Genomic DNA, 22,512 nt, shown 5'->3' with positions numbered 1-22,512 from the left:
TCATCCCGTTTACAGCAGACCAGTGTCAGCCCGCCAGCCCTGCCCCTTTCTGACTTGAGCCCTCGCCGGCTTTACGCCATGATGAGCGCCGATCATTGATCGCCATACCCTGGATTCCATTTCGCAAGGACCCCCCATGTTTGAACACGTCGATGCCTATGCTGGCGACCCCATCCTGACCCTAGTCGAGACCTTCCACAAAGACACCCGCGAGCAGAAGGTGAACCTGGGGATCGGCCTCTATTACGATGAGCAGGGCCGCATTCCGCTGTTGCCGTCGGTGCAGCAGGCCGAAGCCCAGCGCGCAGCCGCCCCGGCCCCGCGCCCCTACCAGCCGATGGAAGGCGCCGCCAACTACCGCACCGTGGTGCAGCACCTGCTGTTTGGTGCCGACCATGAAGCGGTCAAGGCGGGACGTATCGCCACCATCCAGACTATCGGTGGCTCGGGCGCGCTCAAGATCGGCGCCGACCTGCTCAAGCGCTACTTCCCGACCTCCGAGGTATGGGTCAGCAATCCGACCTGGGACAACCACAAGGCGATGTTCGAGGGAGCCGGCATCAAGGTGCACGACTACCCCTACTACGATGCGGCCACTGGCGGCGTGCAGTTCGATGCGATGATCGACTGCCTGAGCACCCTGCCGGCCAAGAGCATCGTGCTGCTGCACCCCTGCTGCCACAACCCGACCGGGGTGGATCTCTCCCGCGCCCAGTGGGATCGGGTGATTGCGCTGGTGGTCGAGAAGAACCTGATCCCCTTTATGGACATCGCCTATCAGGGCTTCGGTGATGGACTGGAAGAGGACGCCTACGCCATCCGCGCCATGGTGGCCGCCGGTGTCAGCTTCTTCGTCAGCAACTCCTTCTCCAAGAACCTCTCCTTCTACGGCGAGCGCTGTGGTGGCCTGTCGGTCATCTGCAAAGATGCCGAAGAGGCGAGCCGGGTGCTGGGCCAGATGAAGGCCACCGTGCGTCGCAACTACTCCAGCCCTCCCACCCACGGTGGCCAGATCACCGCGGCGGTGATGAGCCAGCCCGAGCTACACGCCATGTGGGTCGATGAAGTGACCGAGATGCGCACCCGCATCAAGGCGATGCGCCAGAAGCTGTTCGAGGTGCTGAGCGCCAAGGTGCCGGGCCGCGATTTCGGCTACTTCATCAACCAGCGCGGCATGTTCAGCTACACCGGCTTCACCCCGGAGCAGGTAGACCGCCTGCGCGAGGAGTTCGCAGTCTATCTGGTGCGCTCCGGCCGCATGTGCGTGGCGGGCCTCAACAGCCGCAACGTCGACTATGTGGCTGACGCCATGGCCGCGGTGCTCAAGGGCTAATCCGCATCAGCCCCGCTTTGGCGGGGCTTTTTGTCTGTTTCATTCGCTTGTGGAGTCTTTATGGATCTGATCGCACTCTCGAGATTGGGCGGTCGCCATCTGGTCACCCTGCACCTGCTGCTCGATAACCAGAGCGTCACCCGCACCGCCGAGCGGCTCTGCACCACCCCCTCTACCGTCAGCAAGACCCTCAACCAGCTGCGTGAACAGCTCGGCGATCAGCTGCTCTACCGCCAGGGCAACCAGCTGCTGCTCACCCCCTTTGCCGAACGGCTGGCACCGACCCTGCACCGACTGCTGAGCGAACTGAGCGGACTGACCCGCCAGAACGCCTTCGACCCCCAACAGTGGCAAGGCACCTTGCGGCTGGGATTGCGCGAGAGCGTGATGAGCTGGCCGGTGGGGCCGATTTTGGGGCAACTGATGAGAGAGGTGCCCGGCATGGTGCCGGAGATCCGCAACAAGGATGAGCAGGGGCTGGAAGCGCTGGCGGCGGGCAAGCTCGACTTCGTCATTCTGCCCCACGATCAGAGCCAGCCACTGCCGCGGCAGCAGGGGCTGGTGTGGGAGACCCTCCGGGAGGAGCAGCTGGTCTGCCTGCTGCGTAAGGATCATCCGGCGCTGGCACAGCCATGGGATCTCGATGCTTACCTTAGCTGGCGCCACATCGCTATCCGCGACAGCGAGCTGGCCAACCCCTTCTTCGAGCAGAGCCTGGCCCAGCAGCAGGTACGCCGCCAGATTGGCGCCACCCTGCCCGATTTTGCCAGCGCCGCGGCCCTGCTACCTCACTGCGATCTCATTCTCACCGCCATCGGTGGCTGGGCGACACGCATGGCCAGCCAGCAGGATCTGGCGATCCGGCCGGTCCCGTTCGATTACGGCAAGGTGAGCCACAGTCTGGTCTGGTATGGCCCGGCCGGCGATGGTTCGGCTCGTCACTGGTTCCGCCAGCGGATCCTGCAACTGGGCCGGGAGTTGACGCCGCCCTGAACCGGGCGGCAGAGCCATCAGGGGCGTTTGGTGTAGATAGGGCTGGGGAAGGAGGCAACATTGTTGCCCAGCTCGGTAATGCGGGCCGCCCCCTGTTTTTGCACCTGATCGATGCGCAGCACCTGATGCATGGGGATCATGGTGTGGCGGACATCGGCAAATTCGTTTTTGAGCTTCTCGTGGCTGGGGTCGACGATAAGCGCCGTGTGGTTGTCCCACACGAAGTCGGCGATCTCGATAAAGCCGAACAGCTGACCCTGATTCACCTCGCGCACATACACTTCGTAGCGCTCGCTGTGGCAAATAAACTGAACCCGATATAACGCCTTGCTTTCACTCATGATTCTTTGTCATCGCGGGGAAAAGGATGGCCGATATTCTAGCTGTCCCCCTCGCCCCCTCCAATAGACAGAAATCACAGTTGTCCGCTTTGGCTGCGCCGTATGTCGTATTGTTGCATCACCCCGAAATCAGATTAGCGGCGGCAGCGTCACTGGCCCCAGCCCGGCCTCGCGCAAACGACTCGCCAGCTGTTCCAGCTCGTCACGGGTTGCCTCGGGCCAGCGGATCGCCTCACCCCTCACCCCGTGGTGGCGAAAACCGTTGAGCCGGATCGGCACGGCGCCGAGCTGGCGCAGAAAATCGGCAAGACCGCGATCAAGCAGCCCCTCTGCGTCCAGAAAATCGCTCCTGCCCGGCACATGGAGCAGCCGCAACTCGGCCAGCTTGCCGTGACTTGCCAGCAACCTGAGCGAAGCCAGCACCCGATCGCGGCCATAGCCGGTCAGGGAGAGGTGTACCGAGTCACGCCACCCCTTGAGGTCGATCATGGCGCCGTCGAGCTGCGGCAGCAGCCGCTGCCAGCCTGTCTCCGCGAGCGAGCCATTGCTGTCGAGCAGACAGCTGAGATGGGCCAGATCCGGCGCCTCCTTGATGGCGCGAAACAGGGCCACCACGAAAGGAAGCCGGGTGGTCGCCTCACCGCCCGAGACGGTAATGCCGCTCAGCAGCGGGCCGTAGCGGCGCAGCAGGGCCAGCACGTCGGCCACCGTCATGGTAGTGGTTTTGGGATTGGCGCTGCGCGGGCAGGCCTCCAGACAGGCATCACAATCGGTGCAGAGCGTCTCCTGCCAATGAACCTTGCCCTCGCTCATGGCGAGGGCGCCACTCGGGCAGACCGCAAGGCAGTCGCCGCAATCGTCGCACAGCCCGATAGTGTGGGGATTGTGACAACCAGGGCAGCTGAAGTTGCACCCTTGCAGGAAGAGCACCAGCCGGTTGCCCGGCCCATCAACACAGGAAAAAGGCAGCACCCTGCTCACCAGGGCGCTGCGCGTCAGCAGAGCCTCATCCATCGGACTTGGCTCAGTACTGGAAGATGGTCGACTCATTGGCCACCACTCGCGGTGCCCGCTGGCGAATGGCGGTCACTTCACTCGCCTCGGCACCAAGACAGGTGGTCTGCAACCGCGAGCCCTCCTCTGCGAAGCGGGCCACATCGCTCTTGCGGATCATATAGCCGGTCACCCGCACCAGATCGCTGTCGGCCACGTTGGCGGTGAACTCGCGCATGCCGATGGCGAGCGCCCCCTTGCAGAGCTGCAGCAGCGCCTGCGGATTCTGGCGGATGGTGGGATCCAGGGTCAGGATCTCGCTGATCCCCGAGTGGTAGTAGCCGTGGTGCGGCGCCAGCGCCAGCACATGACTGGCCGGATCCGGCTCCTGCCCGTAGGGAATCCGCACCCCCGGGGTCACCGCCACATCGATGCTGAGGCCGCCCTGTGAGTGCAGCAGAGCGTGCCCACCCCAGGCATGGGCCTGCGGCGTCGCAGTGACATATGCCGAAAGCTGGGCAGAGATGCGATAGCCAAGCTGGTTCGCCTCTTCGTCGTGACCGTAGCGGCCCGGCAGATTCTCTTTATCCATCAGGATGTTGACCGCTTCCGCCATGCCGTAGATGCCGAACATGGGGACGAAGCGATCCTCATCCAGCAGCCCCTCCTTGACCAGGAAGCTATCGAAGAAACCGGACTCCTCGTGCAGGAAGGCTGCGCGCACCGCGATCAGCTGGGACGTGAGGCGGCAGTAGTGGGGCAGCAGACAACCGAGGAAGTCATCGATCCCCTGTGCCTGCTCGGCGACCCGCTTGAGGGAGATGCGCACCAGGGTGTTGGCACCACCGGCCTGCGGCAGGGAGTTGTAGCAGCTGACGATGCCAAAACCACGCTGGTCGAAGGTATCGCGATGGATCGGGTAGTTGGCGATGTGCGGCTTGCTGCACTCGGCGATATTCTTCACCGCCAGCAGCAGCAGATCGTCGGGGGTCTGCTCCGGATCGTGGAAGAAGGTGAGGTTGGGGGCCACCTGCTTGAGCTCGTTGTCGATGCGCAGGATCAGGCGGCAGATCCGGTTGTCATCGGGGCCGATGTTGACGTGCATGAAGGCGTCCGGCAGCACCCGATCCAGATAGATCCAGAACCCTTTCAGCTTGCGGTAGAGAGTCTCGTCATCCAGCTCTCCGACAAAGGGGAGCAGCAGCTGATCGAGCCGTCCCAGCCAGACCGGCATGCCGGTGACGGAAGGAACATGGTGATAGAGGATGCGCAGGGCATCGAGCGCTTCATCGAAATCCCGCGGCGCTGCCAGCTCCAGCCAGGCGGAGCCCTGGGTCAGGAACTTCTCGTAGTCCGGCAGCACATAGCGCGGCTTGTAGGGGGCGTGGCCCTCGAACATGTCACAGACAAATCCCTGCGCCATCGCCTCGGCCACTGCGGCAGGCAGGTCGGGGTATGGCAGCGCATTCTCGGCGGCCAGCGCCAGCGCGTGGCTCTTCTGGGCAGGAGAGAGATGGGGATCGCGCACGATGCGCTGGCAGGTTTCGGTCAAAGACATGGGAAGCTCCTTCACTGGCTGAGCCCATATCCTCACCTTTTGCAGGCTTTTTTGGAATTGACATTCATAACATGGTGGATGTCCATACAAGACATCCGAAAGGCGGGATCACATCCGCGATAAACCAACGGGGCCCGCTCGATGGAGCGGGCCCCGTTCATCAATCAGGGTTCGATGATGATGGGCGTGCCGGGTTTGACGGCCTCCCACACCTCATCCAGATCGTGGTTGAGCATGGCGATACAGCCGTTGGTCCAGTTGGAGGGCTGTACCCTGCGGTTGCCAATGCTGTTGATCTGACCGTGGATCATGATCATGCCACCCGGGTTTACCCCCTTCTCGTTGGCCGCCTTGATGTCATCCAGATTGGGGTAGTTGATGTGGATCGCCTTGTAATAGCCGGAGTTGGTCTTCTTGTAGTCGAGGATGTAGCGACCTTCCGGAGTGCGCTGATCCCCCTCTCGCTGCTTGTGGCCCTTGGGCGCCGGGCCCAGCGCGATCCAGTAGCGTTTGACCTCTTTACCATCCTTCATCAGGGTCAGGCTATAGGTGGACTTCTTGACCACCACCATGTCGGCAGACAGGGTGGCAAAACTCAATGCGGGCCACAGCCCCAGTAAACACAGTAATACGGCTCTCATTCCATCCCTCGACAAGCCTCTGATACGGGCTTTGGTGTTGCCAAATCATCTGAATAATCTTCGCCTGCTGGCGAGCGAGCGCCATGATATTGGATCGCCATCAATACTCAATATGCGCGATAAAACATATCTTGGCACCGGTTTCGCCTAATCCCCGCACACATCGGTCAGAATTCAATAATTAACATTAAAAACAATAAGATAGCGTCAAACATCAGTTCTGGCGTATGACCCGATGATCGGCGATGATTACTTTTCAACCCATCGACAGGATCATGCCATGCGCTCTTCATGCCGCTTCGTCCACCTGCTGTTGTCACCCCTGCTGCTCTGGCTGCCCGCATCTTACGCAGCGGATGCGCTCTGGCTGCGCGATCCCGCCCTCTCCCCCGATGGCAAACAGCTTGCCTTCACCTGGCAGGGACGGATCTTCATCACCAGCGCACAAGGGGGGCCGGCCAGCGCCCTTACCGGCAATGACTACCTGAGCCAGCGCCCCATCTGGTCGCCGGATGGCAAGCTGATCGCCTTTGCCGCCAACCTCTATGGCAACGAGGATGTGTTCGTGGTGCCCGCCAGCGGCGGCAAGATGGTGCGGCTCACCCGCGACTCGCGCAACGACCTGCCGCAGGCATTCAGCCCCGATGGCAAACAACTGCTGCTGAGCAGCCAGCGGCTGACCGACCCCAATGCCGATCACTTCGTGGCCGAAGGGGTGCAGGTCAGCGCCCTCTACTGGGCACCGGTAACAGGAGGCAAGCTGCAGGCCGACCTGCCGCTGCCAGCGATCCTCGCCCGCCCGCACGGGCAGCAGCTCGCCTACCAGATGCCGTCGATGGATCAACCCTTTCGCAAGCACCAGCACTCGTTTGCCGTCTCCCGCCTCTGGCTGTTCGATGGCAAGCAGCACCGCCAGCTGACCGAGGATCGCATCGCCGCCACCGACCCGGTCTGGAGCGACAAGGGGGATACCCTCTTTTACCTGAGCGAGCGCAGCGGTGACTTCAACGTCTGGCGCCGCGATCTGGCCAGCGGCAAGGAGCAGCAGCTCACCCACTACAAGGGCAATCCGGTGCGGGGGCTGAGCGCCTCACGCAGCGGCGATCTGGTCTGGTCGTGGCTCGGGGAGATCTACCGCCTCGATGCCGGCAGTACCGAGCCGCGCAAACTCGCCATCACGCCGCAGGTGGTGAGCGAGCCGGACGAGCAGAGCCAGTCCAACAATCAGGCTGACGAGATCCTGGTCAGCGAGGAGGGCAAGGAGCTGATCCTGGTGAGCGAGGGGAGCCTGTTCGCCGTCGATCCCGAGCGGGAGCGGGTACGCCAGCTCACCGACTCCCCCAGCGAGCAGTCCAGCCCGCTCTTTGCCGAGAAGGAGCGCTCGCTTATCTACCTCTCCGAGCAGGATGGGCCGGCCGCCCTCTATCGCCTGCGCAAAGCGGATCCGGAGCGTCTCTTCAGCGATCCGGGCCCCTTGCAGGAGAGCCTGCTGCTGGCCATTCCCGGCAAGGGGATCAGCCGTCCGGTGCTCTCTCCCGATGGCAAGCTACTCGCCTTCGTGGTCGATGGTCAGGCCATCCATCTGCTCGATCTGGCGAGCAACAAAGAGCGCGAGCTGGTTCCCGCCAGCTTCAACCCCTCGCGCCACGAGGTGATGCTCGCCTTTGCTCCCGACTCCCGCCATCTGGCGCTCACCTTCCGTCCCGACTCGGCCCAGCAGGAGATCGCCGTGCTCGATACGGCCGATGCCAAAGCCAAGCCGGTTAACGTCAGCCTCAACGGCTATCAGGACGGGGCACCGGCCTGGAGTCAGGATGGCGGCATCCTCTACTGGCAATCGACCCGTTACGGGGTGCTGGATGCCGATGGAGAACCCCTTGGCAGCAACCTGCTCGGCATCTACAGCAGCCGGGCGGCCAAGGCAGACTTTCTGGCCGAAGTGGCGCCGCCCAAGGAAGGGTATGGCTTCGAGACCGATCGCCTCTCCCATCGGGAGGCGCTGCAACTCTTCCCCAGCGGCACGCTGCTCGCCAGCCGGGTCGTTCACGACCAGCTCGTCTATCTGGTGGAAGAGGGGGGCCCCAACAACGAGAGCGAGATCAAGGGTTACTCGCTCGACCTGCGCAAAGGGGAGACCCGCCAGCTGTTTGGCGATCAGCCGGGGCCGGCCATGGCCACCCTCAATCGGGAGGCGACCCAGGCCACTCTGGTGCGGGACGGAGAGATCACCCGCATTAACCTCGACTCCGGCGAGGCGCTCAGCTCCGCTTTCGAGCTGGTGCAGAGCAGGGGCCAGCACGCCCGGATGGTGGCCGCCTTTGACCAGATCGCCCGCCTCACCCGGGACGAGTTCTATCGCGACGACATGAACGGAGTGGACTGGAACGGCTATGTCGCCACCTATCGCCGGCTGCTTGCCGGCATCAACAACGGCCGCGACTTCGGTGACCTGCTGGCGGAGCTGGCGGGCGAGCTGAACGTCTCCCACACCTGGGGCTATGGCCCCACCCGCTATCCCGACATGGCAGATGAGACCGCCAGTCTCGGGGGCTACTGGCAGGATGGCAAAGAGGGGGTAGTGCTGACCCATCTGCTGCCCGGCGGGCCGCTGGATCAGGAGAGCGACATCGTTGCCGGTACCCGTCTGCTCGCCATCAACGGCAATCCGGTTGCCACCCGGACTGAGCTCGATCGCGCCCTCAACCACAAGGCAGGGGCACGGCTTGCCCTCACCTTCCAGCAGGTGGGGAACAAGGAGCCGGACGAGGTGGAGGTGACCGCCATCGATCAGCAGCAGGAGTACCGGCTGCAGCTCGACAGCTGGATCGCCAAGCGGCGGGATCTGGTGGCCAAGCTGAGCAAGGGCCGGGTCGGCTACGTCTATCTGCCCGAGATGAACAGCGCCGTCTATGAGGAGCTGGTGTCGGAGGCGCTCGGCCGCTTGCGCAGCAGCGAGGCGCTCATCGTCGACGTGCGCTTCAACAAGGGGGGCTATCTGGCCAATACCCTGGTCGGCTTCCTCACCGGCAGCAGCAGCGCACACGGCATGGCCATCTCGGATCCCAAAGCGGGACAAGGGGCCAGCGATGCCGCGACTCGCCAGTGGACCAAACCCTCGGTGGTGCTGGTCAACGCCGGCAGCTACTCGGAGGGCTCCGCCTTCCCCGAATACTACCGCGCGCTCAAGATCGGTCCCATCGTCGGCGAGCCGGTGCCCGGTACCGGCACCATGGTCTATGGCCATACTTCCCGCCTCGTGCCCGGCCTCTCCTACGGCATTCCGACTCTGGGGCTGCGCAAACCGGACGGCACCTTCTACGAGAATCAGGAGCTGATCCCGGACGTGCAGGTGCCGCTCACCCCCGCCGATATGGTGGCCGGGCGTGACCCCCAGCTGGAGGCCGCAGTACAAGCCGCCCTCAAGCAGTTGCCCGCCAGCGCCAAATAACGGCGCCCATCGAGTTCACCGAAAGCGAAACAGCTCGCGATGCAGATGCCCGTCCGGCAACAACCGGGTCAGGGCATCTGCCATCCCCTCCGGCCCGCAAAACCATACCTGCGCAGGTGCATCCTGGGCGATGCGGGCCAGATCCAGCCGCCCGGCCGCCTTGTCCAGATGCAGCTGATAACGCACACCGGTGCGATGACAGAGCTCGGCCAACCGCTGGTGGTAGACGGCCCCCGCCAGATCCGGCGCGCACTGGATCAGGGTGATCCCCTCGCCGCGCTCGCCACGGGCAGCCTGCCCCTCCAGCCAAGCCACAAACGGCGTGATACCGATCCCGGCCCCCAGCCAGAGGGCTCGCCCTCCCCCTTGCGGGGCGACAAAAGCGCCATAGGGGCCGGTCACCACCACCTCATCCCCGACGCGCGCCTCTGCCACCAGCTGACGGGTATGATCCCCGAGCGCCCGCACCGCGATCACCAGCTGGCGCCGATCCGCCGACACCCGCACCAGAGTAAAGGGGTGCGGCCCCTCCTTGGCGTCAAATTCGAAAAAGGCAAACTGACCCGGGCGGTAATGGGCGAGCGGCCGCTCCAGCTGCATGGTCAGCTCGCAGGTCTGATCCGCCAGCGTCCGCACCGCAACGACCCGGCCGGGATGGCGCTTGCGCGCCCCCACTTGCCCCAGCAGGGAGTAGAGGGCCCCGATAGCGCCGATCCCGCCGATCAACCAGATCGCTACCCCAACCGGCGTCATGGCTCCCACCTGAGGCAGCAGGCAGAGCCCGTGCCCCCAGCCCGCCAGATAGATGAGCGGTGCCAGCCGGTGGATCAGCCGAAAACGGCCATAACTCACCAGCGCCAGCAAGCTCACCACCACCAGTGCGATCAGCAGATAGAAACTCCACTCCCCCAGAGTATTGCCAAGGGCATGGAGCGAGATGCCACTGCCTGCTCCTGCACCAGCTGCGGCCGCGCTGGCCCCACGCCGGGCGGGGCGGCTCAGCCAACCCGCCGAGACCGCCCACTTGGGCGCCTCCACCAGCAGCCAGTGAGCGGTCAGTGCCAATGCGCCGCCGATGGCCGTCTGGCGGTGCAATCGCAACATCCGGTCCAGACCGCCACACCACACCTCCAGCTGCGGCAGGCGCAAGGCCAGCAACAGCGAAATGGCCATATAGGCCATCCCCAGCAGGCCCGTCAGCAGCAACATCTCATGGCGCCAGGGCCACACCCCGTTGGCCTCCCCCGCATAACCCAGCCACCAGACTCCGACCGCCAGCAGCGGCAACAGCCACCACACCCGTTTACTCGTCATAACATGCTCCCAGGTTCCATCGCGGCAGGGCCTCGCCCCTGCTCATGGTTCCATTACAACCCCGTCCGGTCACAAGACTTTGCCAGAGGGGGAAGCTTGTGTGGCAATGTGTGACAAACGGCAACAGCAGAGGGGCCCGCCAGCCCCTCTGGTCACCCTTGCTGACTGGCCCTCTCTTCATGAGGGATTGCGCAAAATCCACCTCTGCCGTGATTGACGACCCGCCTGCAAAAGGAATCAAATGGAGACGACATATATCTGCGGCGAACAACCTGCCGCCCACTCCCCCGGACGAGGAGCCTCCCCTTGCTTTCATCCACCGAACAACGCTACTGCTCAAGCTGTCAGCGCGAGACCAACCATGTCGTGGTGCTGGTCGACAAATCCTTTGGCCAGCAGCTGACACCGGAGCAAAAGCGCAAAGCCTTTATCAAGGACTTCATTACCGGCTGGGCCGCCGGCCCCTTTCTGGCCAACATGGATCGCTTTGAGCGCCACGCCATCTGTGAAAATTGTGGAAAAAAGGTCATCGATGAGTAGTAAACAATGAGCAAAAAGAATGGCAGGAAGGTTGCCCCGCCTGCCAATTGCCGTATCAAAGCAAGTTAACGCCTATTAGATTGCTCACTGCACGCAGCTCCGCCCCTCCCCGGCATCCCCCGCAAAGTAGTGCCGGGCAATCCACGCCTCGAAGTCGGCCAGCATGCGACTCTCCGACTCGCGGTTGTCGGCGATGAGCTCGGCGCCGTGCACCACCCGGATATGAGCGTCGAGGGGCGAGCACGCACCGGCAGTTGGCCGCTGCTGCGCGGCCGCCATGCAGGCTTGCGCTTGCAGCCACGCCTCGGCGGCGCTCAGGTTGCACGCCTCGGCCAGCGGCACGGCACTGAAGCCTTCACCGGTCAGGCTGCGCAATGTCTCATCGTGAGTCATGCCGTTGCCCGGCCCCCAGTAGTGGGCAGCCAGATCCGGCCCGATGCGCGGGTTGTCGGTAAGGTAGCCATCGCGCTTGAGGAAGTAAGTGCGGGTCTGCTCCACCGCCATCAGCGCCAGCAGGTAGCCGTGATAGGCGCAGGCCGACTCCTGATTAAGGAGGTGCGGAATGGCCAGCAACGGGCGCGGGCTCACGACCCCGAGGATCTTGCGCTCCCACTTGCGGGCCAGCGCCAGCACAGCCTCGGGAGTGCGATCGCTCTCTGCCATGGCGTAGAGATCCCGCTCGAAGTAGGCCACCAGCGCGATCTGGCGCTCATTGAAGGCCCGAAACGGCTGGCGGGCGGCGATCATTTCCTTGATGAGGGCATCGGGAACAGCCTCTCCCGCCGCATTTCTGGCATAGCGTTTGAGCCAGTCGGCATCGTCCAGCAGGCTGTCGCAGAACATCGACTGGGTCTCGGCATAAGCCATAGAGGTGGGCGGGAACTCCTGGGAGAAGCAGGGCGCATTGCCGGTAACATTGGCAAAGTGCGCGGCGTGGCCTCCCTCGTGGAACAGGGTATTGAGGCCACTCCAACCGCTGCCCACCTGCACCGGAGCGGCCAGGCTGGTGAAGTTGACCACCGCTGGTATCCACTCACCCTGCTGGAAGAAGCTCGGTACCGGGCCATGACAGAAGCCGTTCTCGTATTTCCCCTCCCGGGTCAGCAAGTCCAGGGTCAGGGTAGCCCCGCGATACTGGATGCCGAGACGACGGAAGCTCTCGACCCAGTCCCGCAGCGCCCGCGAGAAGGGCACATAGGGGTCGAGCTGGCGGGTCACGTCGCCACTGACGAAGTAACGCAGGTTGTGGGGCAACAGGGCCGCCTCCCCTTTGGCCGCTGTCAGTTCGACCAGACTTTGCTGCAACCGGGCGTCGGTGCGGGCGATGAAGTCATCGAGGATGGCGAACAGCTGATCTGGGCTCATCTGCTCGTTCTTGCGCACCTTGTAGGCGAAGTAGTCGCGATAGCCCATGGCGCGGGCAAAGCGGTTGCGCAGCGCCACCACCTCGAGGAAGCCGTTGTCGACCACCCACTGCTCCAGGGTGTGGAACATGGCGATGGCGCTTTGGCGCACCGCCTCGTTCGGGCTGGCGGCAAGGGAGGTGCTGGCGGCGGGCAGGCTGCCAGCCACCTGCTGGCCCTGCTCATCCAGCAGGGTCAGTTTCAGCCCTTTGCGGCGGGCAAACAGATCCGCCTCAGCAGCCACCAGCTGGTCCATCAGGGTGGCGGCAACGGGATCCTCGATGACGTTGCACTCGAAGAAGGCGATCCAGCCCGCCAGACCCCGTTTTAACTCTTCATCTTCGGCGAGGGCGTGCATCTTGCGCAGTTCCGGCAACCGCTCCGGATTGGCGCAAAAGGCCTTGTAGGCCTGCTCGGCTGCGGTAAACCCGGCCTGATCGTCGCTGGTGCCCATATAGGTGGCCCAGAACAGATCCTCCTTGCGTCTGTGAACCTGCAGATAGTCGCGATTGAGCTGGTCAAAATACTCTCTGGCAATCGAACTCATAAATTCCCTCTTGTCGCAGGAGCGCTCCGGATGGCCCCTATTCTGGTTGGTGAAATGCCAAGCTATTCACATTTTTCGGCAAATCGTGCGAAGAAACCCTTTTCAACATGCTACCCGAAAGCGGGCTGTAACCTCTGCTGACTATACTGATGTTAAAACGCTCATTTAAACAGGCTCGCCAAGCCACTGAAAGTAAATGAATTGTTAAATTAGACGTTCAGCAAGAGAGATAGAGGCTACCGCTGTATCGAGCCACCATAACATCAACGGGATAACGAGGGGTTAGTCATGTTCAAGCTCGGTGATATCACCGTGAGCCGCAAATTGATCTTGCTGCTCACGGTTGCGTTTGTCGGTTTCGTGTCACTGCTGCTCATCTCCGCCAACGCACTCCAGCGCAATCTGATGAGTGAACGGGAAGCGCGACTCAATGCCGTGCTGGGACAGGCCATGAGCCAGATCCAGTTTCTGGCCAGCACCCTGCCGGCAGAGCAGGCGCAGCAGGAAGCGCGCAAGCTGCTGACCAACATGCGCTTTGATGGCAACAACTATTTGTTCGTCATCGACGAGAGCCGCAAGATGCTGGTACATCCCATCCGGCCCGAACTGGTCGGCCAGACCATGGGAGAGGGTTCGGGTGCCACCGCAGGGCAGTTCTGGTTCCAGATGGTCGACATCGCCCGTGGCGGCAAGCAGGGAACCCTGCAATACATCTGGACCGGCCCGTCTGGGGAAACCGCTGACAAGCTCTCCATGGTCTCTGGCTATCAACCCTGGGGCTGGATCCTCGGCACCGGTATGCTGCTGCAGGACATCCACCAGACCATCTGGGCCCAATACATGAAGATGGGCAGCGCCACCGCCATCGTCATTGTGCTGATGGGGCTGCTGGGCTGGCGCATCACCCACTCCATCGTCTCCCCGCTCAACCAGATCAACCACGCCATGCAGCGGGTCGCCAGGGGCGATCTGGTGGTCACTATTCCGGTGCAGGGCAAGGATGAGCTGGGCATGGTGGCAAGCTGCACCAACCAGAGTCTCGATGCCATCCGCCACGCGCTGCTGGAGGCAAGTCAGGGGGCCCGCAACGTGGCCGATGCCGCCCTGCGCATCGCCGCCTCCGCCGAGCAGACCAATCAGGCGGTCACCAATCAGCGGGATCAGCTGGCCCAGCTCGCTACCGCCATGAACGAGATGAGTACCACCATCTCTGACGTAGCGGGCCATGCCGAGAACACGGCGCGCGATACCCAGGAGGCGACCGGCGAGGCTGGCCTCGGCAACCGGGATGTGCACGCCAGCGTGAACGGCATCAAGGCGCTCGCCAGCGAAGTGGAACAGGCGACCCAACAGGTCAATCAGCTCAAAGAGGGGGTCATGCAGATCGGCGAGGTGACGGCGGTCATCAGTGCCATCTCTGATCAGACCAACCTGCTGGCCCTCAACGCCGCCATCGAGGCAGCCCGAGCCGGCGAGCAGGGCCGTGGCTTTGCCGTGGTGGCCGACGAGGTGCGCCAACTGGCCAGCCGCACTCGCCAGTCCACCGAAGAGATCCAGAGCACCATTGCCCAGCTGCAACAACGGGCCGTCAGTGCAGCCAATGCTATGGATGCCAGCCGCAAGCTGGCGGAGAGCAGCGTCGATCAATCCCAGCAAGCGGGCCAGGATCTCACCCTGATCGTCAACCACATCCAGCATGTGAGCGACATGGCGACCCAGATCGCCACCGCCGCCGAGCAGCAGAGCATGGTGGCCGAGGATATGAACCGCAACGTCAGCGGCATCAACGACTCGGCGCTGGAGATGTCCCAGTCCGCCTCGCAACTGGCGCAGGAGAGCGAACTGCTGGCCGGTCTATCCCGCAGCCTGGATGAGCGGCTTGCTGTGTTCAAACTGGGCAAGGAGTCCTCCACTGCGCCAATGATGGCTCCCGTATCTCCCCCCTCCGGAGAGCAGCGCGCCCGTCATTGATGGCGTCAACCCGTGTCGCCTTGTCACCCGACCTGCCAGCCCAGCTGGCAGGTTTTTTTACGCCGACAACACGCAATCAGCATGCACCTTATCGGCATATTCAACGGTATTCGACGCCATTCACAAATTAGAGAACAATTTAAAAACAGTCAGTTAGAATGATCCATGTGCCGTTGAACGGTGCATTTAAACATTTAACTTCAAATAATTAATCAATGCGGTGCACAATGGTGATGGCCGAACATTTGGCCCATCACTAACCATCTAGTCATTTGGCAAACTGACCGAAAGGTCGGGACGCAAAGCCTCCGGTCTACAGACGTTTTGTCCAGGATAGCGGGGTTGCCACACGCAAGTGTGCATCGGGGATCTCCCCGGCCAACTGACTGCCCACATCTATCGAACAGAGGAATGTATGGCAGCAAAAATCCAACTCAATCACATCGCGGCGATGCTGGCCCTGCTGGCCCTGCTGGCCAGCGGCAGCGCCCTGGCCCACGGCTACATCAGCCAGCCCGAGAGCCGCAACTACCTGTGCAAAACCGGTGGCAACAGCCAGTGTGGCGGCGTGCAGTGGGAGCCCCAGAGCGTGGAGGGCCCATCAGGCTTCCCGCAAACCGGCCCGCAGGATGGTCAAATCGCCTCGGCGGGCAGCCCGCGCTGGAGCGAGCTGAACATCCAGACCAGCGACCGCTGGGCCAAGCGTGAAGTACAGCCCGGCCCCTTCGCCATCAGCTGGACCTTCACTGCCAACCACGTCACCCGCAACTGGCGCTACTACCTCACCAAGCAGGACTGGAACCCCAACCAGCCGCTCACCCGCGCCTCGTTCGACCTGACCCCCTTCTGCGTCATCGACGGCAACATGGTGCAGCCGCCCAAGCAGGTGACCCACAACTGTGTCCTGCCGGATCGCACCGGTTATCAGGTGATCCTCGGCGTGTGGGAAGTGGGCGACACCAGCAACAGTTTCTACAACATCATCGATGCCAAGTTCAAAGATGGCAGCCAGCCGCCGCTGGAGTGGAGCCAGGCAGGCACCATCTACCCCTCCATCGACCTCGCAGTGGGTGACAAGGCGATGACCCGGGTATTCGATGCCAACGGCGAGCGCCCCGAGCTGCAGACCGTACTGACCATCACCACCGCCGAGCAGGGCCAGAAGAACAGCTGGGCCCACGCCCTCGCCAGCAAGATCAACGCCGAGCAGAGCCTGATCCGCGCCGGTCAGCAAGGAGCCGATGGCCAGTTCAATCCGATCTACGGTATGAACCCCGTCTATCTGAAGCGAAACAGCAAACTGGAGCGAGTCGAGATTGATCTGCAACAGCTGCAGCCGCCGGTAGTGGACAGCATCAGCGTCAGCGGTCTGGCCAGCGACTATGTGCTGGACAACGGCAAGGCAACCCTCGATTTCACCGTCACCGCACAGGGCGATCTGGCCGTCACCAACACCCTCTATGACCACGGCGGCGTCGCCAAGGGTGAAAGCAGTGCCGACATCAAGGACAGCAGCCACACCTTTACCATGGCGCTGGAAGGGCTCAAGGCAGGTCACCACCAGCTGGTGATCAAGGCCACCCCGAAAGCGGGCGGCGAGACCATTCAGCAGACCATGGATCTGATGTTCAAGGAGCAGAGCAGCGGCGAATACGACTTCGTCTTCCCGAACTCGCTCAAATCCTATGCCGCCGGCACCAAGGTGCAGCAGCCGAAAAATGGCAAGGTCTATCAGTGCAAGCCCTTCCCCTACAGCGGCTACTGCCAGCAGTGGACCACCACAGCCACCCAGTACGAGCCGGGCATCGGCTCCCACTGGCAGATGGCCTGGGATGAAGTGCACTAACCCACGCTTGGCCACATAAAAAAAGGGCGTCCTCTCTAGCAGGGGACGCCCGGAAAAATCAAACCTTGCGGTTTGCATACCAACGGAACCAAGACCTCACTCTTCACTTACTTCACACACTCAACACACTCTTCAAAACAGGGTTTGTCCATTAACCCTGCCATTTTCCTCCTTCGACGATCACATCATTCGGATCGGTATCAGGGCTCAGCTTGTCACGCACATACTGGTCATAGAGTTTCAGCAGGTACTTCTCCTCACCCAGCTTGGCGAGACGGTCATTGACCCAGTCACGCAGCTCGATATTGCCCTTCTTCACCGCCGGGGCGATGGGATCTTCCGAGCCCAGTTTTTCGGGCAATACCCGATAGCCCGGATTCTCCTTGGCCCAGCTGAACAGCACCAGGTTGTCCTGGGCGTAGGCATCGCCACGGCCCTGCGCCAGCGCCTGCAAAGATTCGGTGTTCTTCTCGAACTTGAGTACCTTCCACTCCGGGTGGTTGCGGGTCAGCCAGATGTCGGCCGTGGTGCCGGTGGTCACGATCAGGGTCTTGCTGGCCAGATCATCGAGCTTCTTGGCCGGACTCCCTTCCGGCACCAGCACCTGTACCGCCACTCGCAGGTTCGGGTTGGTGAAATCCACCACCTCGCGCCGCTCCGGCGTCACCGTCATATTGGCGAGGATCAGATCCACCTTGTCGCTCTGCAGGAAGGGGATGCGGCTGGCTGGCTCCACCGCCACGAACTCGATCTTGTTCTCGTCCCCCAGCAGATCCTTGGCGAAGCGGCGGCCGAGATCGGTGTCAAAACCGACGTAGTTCCCCTTCTCGTCCACGTAGCCAAACGGCGGCTTGTCGGTGAATACGCCGACGATGAGCTTGTCCCGCGCCTTGATCTTGTCGAGGGAACCGTCCGCCGCATGGGCAGCGCCGCTGGCGATACCCAGTCCCAATAAGGCACTAAGCAGAACCGAGGTGATTTTTTTCATGCTGACTCCTTTCGTTTGATGACATTTGTATAAGAAAACTTGGCGAGGAACTGGCGCGCACGCTGGCTCCTCGGATTGTCGAAAAATTGGTGGGGGGCGGCCTGCTCCAGAATGTGGCCGCCATCCATGAAGACGATGCGATCCGCCACCGCCCGGGCGAAGGCCAGCTCGTGGGTGACGATGAGCAGGGTCATGCCGCTGCCGGCGAGATCGCGGATCACCTCCAGCACCTCCTGCACCATCTCGGGGTCGAGGGCGGCGGTTACCTCGTCAAACAGCATCACCTGCGGGTTCATGCACAGCGCCCGCACGATGGCGATGCGCTGCTGCTGGCCGCCGGAGAGCTGGCGCGGATAGTCATGGCGCCGCTCCCACAGGCCGATGCGGGTCAGCAGCTGCTCGGCTTGCAGCAGCGCTTCTGCCCGCTCCCGCTTTTGCACCTGCAGGGGGCCAAGCAGCACGTTTTCCAGCACCGTCAGGTTGGGGAAGAGGTGATAGCTCTGGAACACCATGCCGATCCGCTGGCGCACCCGCTGCCAGTCGGTGGCACCATCCAGCAACACACCATCGAAGCGGATCTCGCCCCCCTGAATGGGTTCGAGCCCGTTGAGAGTGCGCAACAAGGTGCTCTTGCCGCAGCCGCTCGGCCCCAGGATGACGATCACCTCCCCGGCGCGCACGCTGAGGCTGATCCGATCCAGCACCAGATTCGGGCCGAACTGTTTACTGACAGAACCGAGTTCAAGCAGAGGTGTCATACCGCATTACCCCATTGTTGCTCCAGCCGGCGCGAGGCGAGCGAGAGCGGATAGCAGACCAGAAAAAAGAACAGAAACAGCAGACCGTAAATAAGCAGTGAGCCATAGGTGCGCTCGATGATCTGCTGGCCCACCTTGATCACCTCCACCACCCCGATCAGCACCGCCAGCGAACTGGTCTTGATGATGCGGGTGTAGATGTTGATGGTCGGTGGCGTCAGCCGCTGCAACGCCTGCGGCAGCAACACGTGGCGATAGAGCTGCCAGGTCGAGAGCCCGAGCGCCAACCCGGCCTCCTGCTGACCACGGGCGAGGGAGTTGAGGCCACCGCGCACCACCTCTCCCACCTCGCTGGCGCCCCAGAGGGCGAGTACCAGCACGGCGCACCAGAAGGCCGGAATATCGAGGCCGAAAAAGATCGGCAACCCGAAGAAAAAGAGATAGAGCCACACCAGCACCGGCACCACCCGAAACAGCTCGAGATAAAGCCGCAGCAGCCCCCGAACCAACCGACCGCCCTGTTGTGCCAACACGCCGTAAGCAACACCGCCGAGGGTGGCAAACAGGATGGCCAGCAGCGAGATGGCGAGGGTCTGACCCGCGCCCACCACCAGCAGTGGCAGCGCCTGCGTCAACTGCTCAGAGATCGAACTGGCCATATTGAGCCCTCCTTTCCTGCGCCTCGGTGGCGAATGACTGCGGCAGCTGGAAGATAAGTGCCCACATCGGGATCCTCGCCTGCATTAGCGATTCAGTGACCGAACTGACCATGTTGCAGCCTCCTTTCAACGACTCGCAGAGCGAGGGAGAGCGGCAAAAAGATCAGCACGCACATCAAGGTCAGCACCGCCAGCATCTCGTAGGTCTTGTAGTAGAGGGCGATGTAATTCTTGGTGGTGTAGAGCAGCTCTGGCACCGCCACCGCCGAAGCCACCGTCGTCTCCTTGAGCAGGAAGATGAAGTTGGCAAACAGCGCGGGCAGGCTGGCGAGCCAGGCCTGGGGCAACTGCACGTGGCGCAGCAGTTGCCAGCGAGAAAGCCCGATAGCCCTGCCAGCCTCCAGCTGACTGGCGGGCACCGCCTGAATGCCTGCACGCAGCGCCTCGGTCAGATAACCACCGCCGAGGAAGGTCATGGCAATCACCGCAGTGGTAAAGCCCGACAGCGACAAGCCGAGCGCAGGCAGCCCGAAATAGAGGAAGAAGAGCTGGATCAGCAGTGGCGTGTTGCGGGCCAGCTCGACATATCCGCGGATCAGCGCGCTGAGCGGCCGCTTGTGCAGGCTCAACAAGGCGACGTTGAGCAGGGCGACCGCCAGCGAAGTGAGGATCACTATGGTTCCCAGCTGCAAGGTGACCCAGACCGCCTTGCCGAAGGCGGGCAGCGTCGTGAGGATGAAGGGCAGATCCAAATTCATGCAGGGATCCTCCCGTCACGCTGCAGACGCTGGGGCAGCACAGTGATCGCATCAGGGTACTTGATGCCGGCACCGGTATTGAGCACGACAACCTGCTCCTGCTCCCGGATCCAGCCCGCCTCGCGCAGTTGACGAGCGGCAGCAAACGCGGCGGCCCCTTCCGGGCAGACAAAGCTCCCTTCGCGAGAAGCAAGCAAGCGGATCTCGCTCTGGATCGCCTTGTCATCCACCGCGATGGCGCAACCCTCGGTGCGATAGAGGGCGTCCAGCACCAGAAAATCCCCCAGCGCCTTGGGCACATTGATACCGAATGCCAGCGTCCTGGAGTCGGGCCAGAAGCTCGACTCGGTGGCTCTCTGTTGCCACGCCTCTACGATGGGCGCGCAACCGCTCGCCTGCACGGCCACCAGCCGGGGCAGCTCACCCTTGACCCAGCCCAGCTCCTGCAGCTCGCGCAACCCCTTGTAGATACCGATAAGGCCGACCCCGCCACCGGTGGGATAGATGATCACATCCGGCAGGGTCACAACCCAGCTGTTCGGCAATCTCCAGCCCCATGGTTTTCTTGCCCTCAATCCGGTAGGGCTCCTTCAGGGTTGAGGCATCAAACAGGGCGTGCTCCGCCACCGCCTGCGCCACCTGACGACCGGCATCGCTGATCAGGCCATCCACCAGATAGAGACGGGAACCGGCGAGGGAGGTCTCCAGTCGGGTGATGGCGGGAGCTGCCTGCGGCATGACGATGGTGCTGCGCAGTCCGGCGCGGGCACCGTAGAGCGCCCATGCAGCCCCTGCGTTGCCGTTGGTCGGCATGGCGAAGTGAGTGACGCCGAGTTCACGCGCGCGGGAGATGCCCACCGCTGCACCACGAGCCTTGAAGGAGCCGGTGGGGATGACGCTCTCGTCCTTCATCCAGAGATCCGGAATACCGATCTGCTTGCCCAGCGTGGGCAGCCGTAGCAACGGGGTAAGCCCCTCACCCAACGTCACAACGTGGGCGGGATCCCGCACCGGCAGCAACTCGTGATAGCGCCACAGGCTGGCCGGGCGACCCGACAATGCCGCCGGGTGCCAGGCTCGCTTCAACGCATCGAGATCGTAGCTGGCCAGCAGTGGTGCACCTGCCCGGCTCAGTTGCCAGGGTTGGTCGGCATCATGGATCTCGCCACTCTTGCTGCAACGCAGATGTGATAGGTAGCTATACGGCATGCTTTATCCTGAATGGATCGACTTTGGTCAGTCACTTATTCCATCCTGCAATCCAAGTACCGGATAACAAACAAAATTAACTGGCAAACCTAAGTGAAAAAATTCATATGAAGCCGTCTGTTTTCGCTGGCAATCTCATCTGCCAGCAATAAAGAAGGGGAGCCAATGGCTCCCCTTCTGGTCTTCTCTTCCAATTCAAATCTGGAAGTCGATGGCAGGCTCGCTGCCCATGGCGCGGGCCTGAATATCCGCCAGCGCCAGCTCGGGGTTGCAGAGCTGGATAAACTGCCAGGCAAAGTTGTGCTGGAACTGCCCCTGCTTGAGGCCAATCCAGGCGGTGTGGGGGGCAAACAGATGGCTGCCGTCGAGCTGTACCAGCCCCTGATCGCGCTGCGCGTCGAACGCCATGTCGGCCAGTATGCCGACCCCCATCTCCAGCTCGACATAGGTCTTGATGACATCGGAGTCCTGCGCCGTCAGCAGGATCTGCGGCTCGATGCCAGCCGCAGCAAAGGCCTCATCCACCCGCACCCGCCCGGTCAACCCGGCTTGATAGGTGACGATGGGCCAGTTGGCCAGCGCCGCCAGCGTCAGATCCCGCTCGCCTGCCAGCGGATGTTGCTCGGGCACCACGATATTGTGGTGCCAGCGGTAGTAGGGAAATGCCACCACCCCTTCGCTCTTGTCGAGCTGCTCGCTGCTGATGCCGATATCCACCTCGCCGGTCTGCACCAGCCGCACTATCTCCTCCGGGCTGCCCTGACGCAGCTCCAGCTGCACCAGCGGGAACTGCTCGCGAAACGCCTTCACCACCCGCGGCAAGGCATAGCGCGCCTGGGTATGGGTGGTCGCCACCAGCAAACGGCCCGAGTCGCGGTTGGCAAAGGTGCTGGCCAGTTTGCGGATGTTGTTGGCGTCATTGAGAATGCGCTCGGCAATCACCAGCAGCTCCTTGCCAGGCTCGGTCATACCGAGCAGCCGCTTGCCGTAGCGGATGAACAACTCGATCCCCAGCTCCTCTTCCAGCTCGCGGATATGGCGACTCACCCCGGATTGCGAGGTAAAAAGGGCGTTGGCCACCTCGGTCAGGTTGTAATCCCGCCGCGCTGCCTCCCGGATAATTCGTAACTGCTGAAAATTCACCTTGTCGCCTCCTGCGAAGAGTGGGAGACACAAGCTGGTCACCCCCTCATTTTTGTTATTTGGCCGGAT

General features: G+C 62.4%; 17 protein-coding genes, 1 pseudogene and 1 riboswitch. Of the genes and pseudogenes, 6 read left to right on the top strand and 12 right to left on the bottom strand.

Going from position 1 to position 22,512, the window contains the following annotated elements:
* Positions 1–136: 136 nt before the first annotated feature.
* Together WE862_RS06895 and WE862_RS06890 are read left to right on the top strand one after the other, a co-directional pair.
* Positions 137–1,333 carry an aromatic amino acid transaminase gene (locus WE862_RS06895; protein ID WP_042030356.1) on the top strand — a complete coding sequence of 399 codons (1,197 nt, stop codon included), beginning with the start codon at positions 137–139 and terminating at the stop codon, positions 1,331–1,333.
* Between the two features lie 60 nt (positions 1,334–1,393).
* Entirely contained in the window at positions 1,394–2,326 is a 933-nt protein-coding gene (locus tag WE862_RS06890; protein WP_042030354.1) for a LysR family transcriptional regulator, read from the top strand.
* Between the two features lie 17 nt (positions 2,327–2,343).
* Here WE862_RS06890 and WE862_RS06885 read toward each other — a convergent pair whose 3' ends face one another.
* The 4 genes from WE862_RS06885 to WE862_RS06870 all read right to left on the bottom strand — a co-directional run bounded on the left by WE862_RS06885 (position 2,344) and on the right by WE862_RS06870 (position 5,859).
* The gene (locus WE862_RS06885) at positions 2,344–2,667 is read right to left on the bottom strand and encodes a DUF1820 family protein (RefSeq protein ID WP_042030352.1); all 324 of its coding nucleotides are present in this window, start codon (positions 2,665–2,667) and stop codon (positions 2,344–2,346) included.
* Positions 2,668–2,796: 129 nt separating this feature from the next.
* Positions 2,797–3,681 carry a YjjW family glycine radical enzyme activase gene (locus WE862_RS06880; protein WP_042030351.1) on the bottom strand — a complete coding sequence of 295 codons (885 nt, stop codon included), beginning with the start codon at positions 3,679–3,681 and terminating at the stop codon, positions 2,797–2,799.
* A 10-nt stretch (positions 3,682–3,691) separates the two neighbouring features.
* Positions 3,692–5,218, bottom strand: a complete 1,527-nt coding sequence (locus WE862_RS06875; RefSeq protein WP_042030350.1) for a YjjI family glycine radical enzyme — start codon at positions 5,216–5,218, stop codon at positions 3,692–3,694.
* A gap of 164 nt (positions 5,219–5,382) precedes the next feature.
* Positions 5,383–5,859, bottom strand: coding sequence for a L,D-transpeptidase family protein (locus WE862_RS06870; protein WP_033114013.1), 477 nt, complete (start codon positions 5,857–5,859; stop codon positions 5,383–5,385).
* A gap of 280 nt (positions 5,860–6,139) precedes the next feature.
* Here WE862_RS06870 and WE862_RS06865 point away from each other — a divergent pair, with 280 nt between their 5' ends.
* Entirely contained in the window at positions 6,140–9,307 is a 3,168-nt protein-coding gene (locus WE862_RS06865; RefSeq protein ID WP_042030349.1) for a S41 family peptidase, read from the top strand.
* A 15-nt stretch (positions 9,308–9,322) separates the two neighbouring features.
* Here the strand turns inward: WE862_RS06865 and WE862_RS06860 are convergent, their stop codons facing one another.
* Complete coding sequence (locus WE862_RS06860) at positions 9,323–10,621, bottom strand: ferredoxin reductase family protein (RefSeq protein WP_042030348.1); 1,299 nt, start codon at positions 10,619–10,621, stop codon at positions 9,323–9,325.
* Positions 10,622–10,927: 306 nt separating this feature from the next.
* Here WE862_RS06860 and WE862_RS06855 point away from each other — a divergent pair, with 306 nt between their 5' ends.
* The gene (locus WE862_RS06855) at positions 10,928–11,161 is read left to right on the top strand and encodes a hypothetical protein (protein ID WP_040067369.1); all 234 of its coding nucleotides are present in this window, start codon (positions 10,928–10,930) and stop codon (positions 11,159–11,161) included.
* Between the two features lie 84 nt (positions 11,162–11,245).
* Here WE862_RS06855 and WE862_RS06850 read toward each other — a convergent pair whose 3' ends face one another.
* Entirely contained in the window at positions 11,246–13,111 is a 1,866-nt protein-coding gene (locus WE862_RS06850; RefSeq protein ID WP_042030346.1) for a M3 family metallopeptidase, read from the bottom strand.
* Positions 13,112–13,399: 288 nt separating this feature from the next.
* On the opposite strand from WE862_RS06850, the gene WE862_RS06845 reads away from it, so the two are divergent.
* Both WE862_RS06845 and gbpA read left to right on the top strand, forming a co-directional pair.
* Positions 13,400–15,082: a methyl-accepting chemotaxis protein gene (locus tag WE862_RS06845; protein ID WP_042030345.1), complete on the top strand. Its 1,683-nt coding sequence runs from the start codon at positions 13,400–13,402 to the stop codon at positions 15,080–15,082.
* Positions 15,083–15,346: 264 nt separating this feature from the next.
* Positions 15,347–15,432: riboswitch (cyclic di-GMP riboswitch) on the top strand.
* 65 nt (positions 15,433–15,497) lie between these two features.
* Positions 15,498–16,928: an N-acetylglucosamine-binding protein GbpA gene (gene gbpA, locus WE862_RS06840; RefSeq protein ID WP_339058718.1), complete on the top strand. Its 1,431-nt coding sequence runs from the start codon at positions 15,498–15,500 to the stop codon at positions 16,926–16,928.
* Positions 16,929–17,079: 151 nt separating this feature from the next.
* On the opposite strand, the gene WE862_RS06835 is transcribed toward gbpA, so the two are convergent.
* From WE862_RS06835 to cbl, 6 genes and pseudogenes are all read right to left on the bottom strand, one after another.
* On the bottom strand, positions 17,080–17,916 hold the full coding sequence (locus WE862_RS06835) for a transporter substrate-binding domain-containing protein (RefSeq protein ID WP_040067363.1): 837 nt from the start codon (positions 17,914–17,916) through the stop codon (positions 17,080–17,082).
* On the bottom strand, positions 17,913–18,674 hold the full coding sequence (locus WE862_RS06830) for an amino acid ABC transporter ATP-binding protein (RefSeq protein WP_040067361.1): 762 nt from the start codon (positions 18,672–18,674) through the stop codon (positions 17,913–17,915). The genes WE862_RS06835 and WE862_RS06830 overlap by 4 nt, the downstream gene beginning before the upstream one ends.
* A complete protein-coding gene (locus tag WE862_RS06825) occupies positions 18,671–19,333 on the bottom strand; it encodes an amino acid ABC transporter permease (RefSeq protein ID WP_042030341.1) in 663 nt (220 codons plus the stop codon). The genes WE862_RS06830 and WE862_RS06825 overlap by 4 nt, the downstream gene beginning before the upstream one ends.
* Positions 19,334–19,425: 92 nt before the next feature.
* Entirely contained in the window at positions 19,426–20,091 is a 666-nt protein-coding gene (locus WE862_RS06820; protein ID WP_040067357.1) for an amino acid ABC transporter permease, read from the bottom strand.
* A pseudogene (locus tag WE862_RS06815) lies at positions 20,088–21,300 on the bottom strand (threonine synthase). The gene WE862_RS06820 and the pseudogene WE862_RS06815 overlap by 4 nt, the downstream one beginning before the upstream one ends.
* A 195-nt stretch (positions 21,301–21,495) precedes the next feature.
* On the bottom strand, positions 21,496–22,443 hold the full coding sequence (gene cbl, locus WE862_RS06810; protein ID WP_042030338.1) for an HTH-type transcriptional regulator Cbl: 948 nt from the start codon (positions 22,441–22,443) through the stop codon (positions 21,496–21,498).
* Between the last annotated feature and the right edge of the window lie 69 nt (positions 22,444–22,512).

The sequence above is a fragment of the Aeromonas jandaei genome, assembly GCF_037890695.1.
GTDB lineage: Bacteria > Pseudomonadota > Gammaproteobacteria > Enterobacterales > Aeromonadaceae > Aeromonas > Aeromonas jandaei.
Note: the sequence above shows the minus strand (reverse complement) of the source record. Positions and strands in the feature narration are given on the sequence as shown.

What these genes read in the sequence shown, in the direction of transcription:
- WE862_RS06895 (WP_042030356.1), top strand. Translation starts at nt 137, where the DNA reads ATGTTTGAACACGTCGATGCCTATGCTGGCGACCCCATCCTGACCCTA.
- WE862_RS06890 (WP_042030354.1), top strand. Translation starts at nt 1,394, where the DNA reads ATGGATCTGATCGCACTCTCGAGATTGGGCGGTCGCCATCTGGTCACC.
- WE862_RS06885 (WP_042030352.1), bottom strand. Translation starts at nt 2,667, where the DNA reads ATGAGTGAAAGCAAGGCGTTATATCGGGTTCAGTTTATTTGCCACAGC.
- WE862_RS06880 (WP_042030351.1), bottom strand. Translation starts at nt 3,681, where the DNA reads ATGGATGAGGCTCTGCTGACGCGCAGCGCCCTGGTGAGCAGGGTGCTG.
- WE862_RS06875 (WP_042030350.1), bottom strand. Translation starts at nt 5,218, where the DNA reads ATGTCTTTGACCGAAACCTGCCAGCGCATCGTGCGCGATCCCCATCTC.
- WE862_RS06870 (WP_033114013.1), bottom strand. Translation starts at nt 5,859, where the DNA reads ATGAGAGCCGTATTACTGTGTTTACTGGGGCTGTGGCCCGCATTGAGT.
- WE862_RS06865 (WP_042030349.1), top strand. Translation starts at nt 6,140, where the DNA reads ATGCGCTCTTCATGCCGCTTCGTCCACCTGCTGTTGTCACCCCTGCTG.
- WE862_RS06860 (WP_042030348.1), bottom strand. Translation starts at nt 10,621, where the DNA reads ATGACGAGTAAACGGGTGTGGTGGCTGTTGCCGCTGCTGGCGGTCGGA.
- WE862_RS06850 (WP_042030346.1), bottom strand. Translation starts at nt 13,111, where the DNA reads ATGAGTTCGATTGCCAGAGAGTATTTTGACCAGCTCAATCGCGACTAT.
- WE862_RS06845 (WP_042030345.1), top strand. Translation starts at nt 13,400, where the DNA reads ATGTTCAAGCTCGGTGATATCACCGTGAGCCGCAAATTGATCTTGCTG.
- gbpA (WP_339058718.1), top strand. Translation starts at nt 15,498, where the DNA reads ATGGCAGCAAAAATCCAACTCAATCACATCGCGGCGATGCTGGCCCTG.
- WE862_RS06835 (WP_040067363.1), bottom strand. Translation starts at nt 17,916, where the DNA reads ATGAAAAAAATCACCTCGGTTCTGCTTAGTGCCTTATTGGGACTGGGT.
- WE862_RS06830 (WP_040067361.1), bottom strand. Translation starts at nt 18,674, where the DNA reads ATGACACCTCTGCTTGAACTCGGTTCTGTCAGTAAACAGTTCGGCCCG.
- WE862_RS06825 (WP_042030341.1), bottom strand. Translation starts at nt 19,333, where the DNA reads ATGGCCAGTTCGATCTCTGAGCAGTTGACGCAGGCGCTGCCACTGCTG.
- WE862_RS06820 (WP_040067357.1), bottom strand. Translation starts at nt 20,091, where the DNA reads ATGAATTTGGATCTGCCCTTCATCCTCACGACGCTGCCCGCCTTCGGC.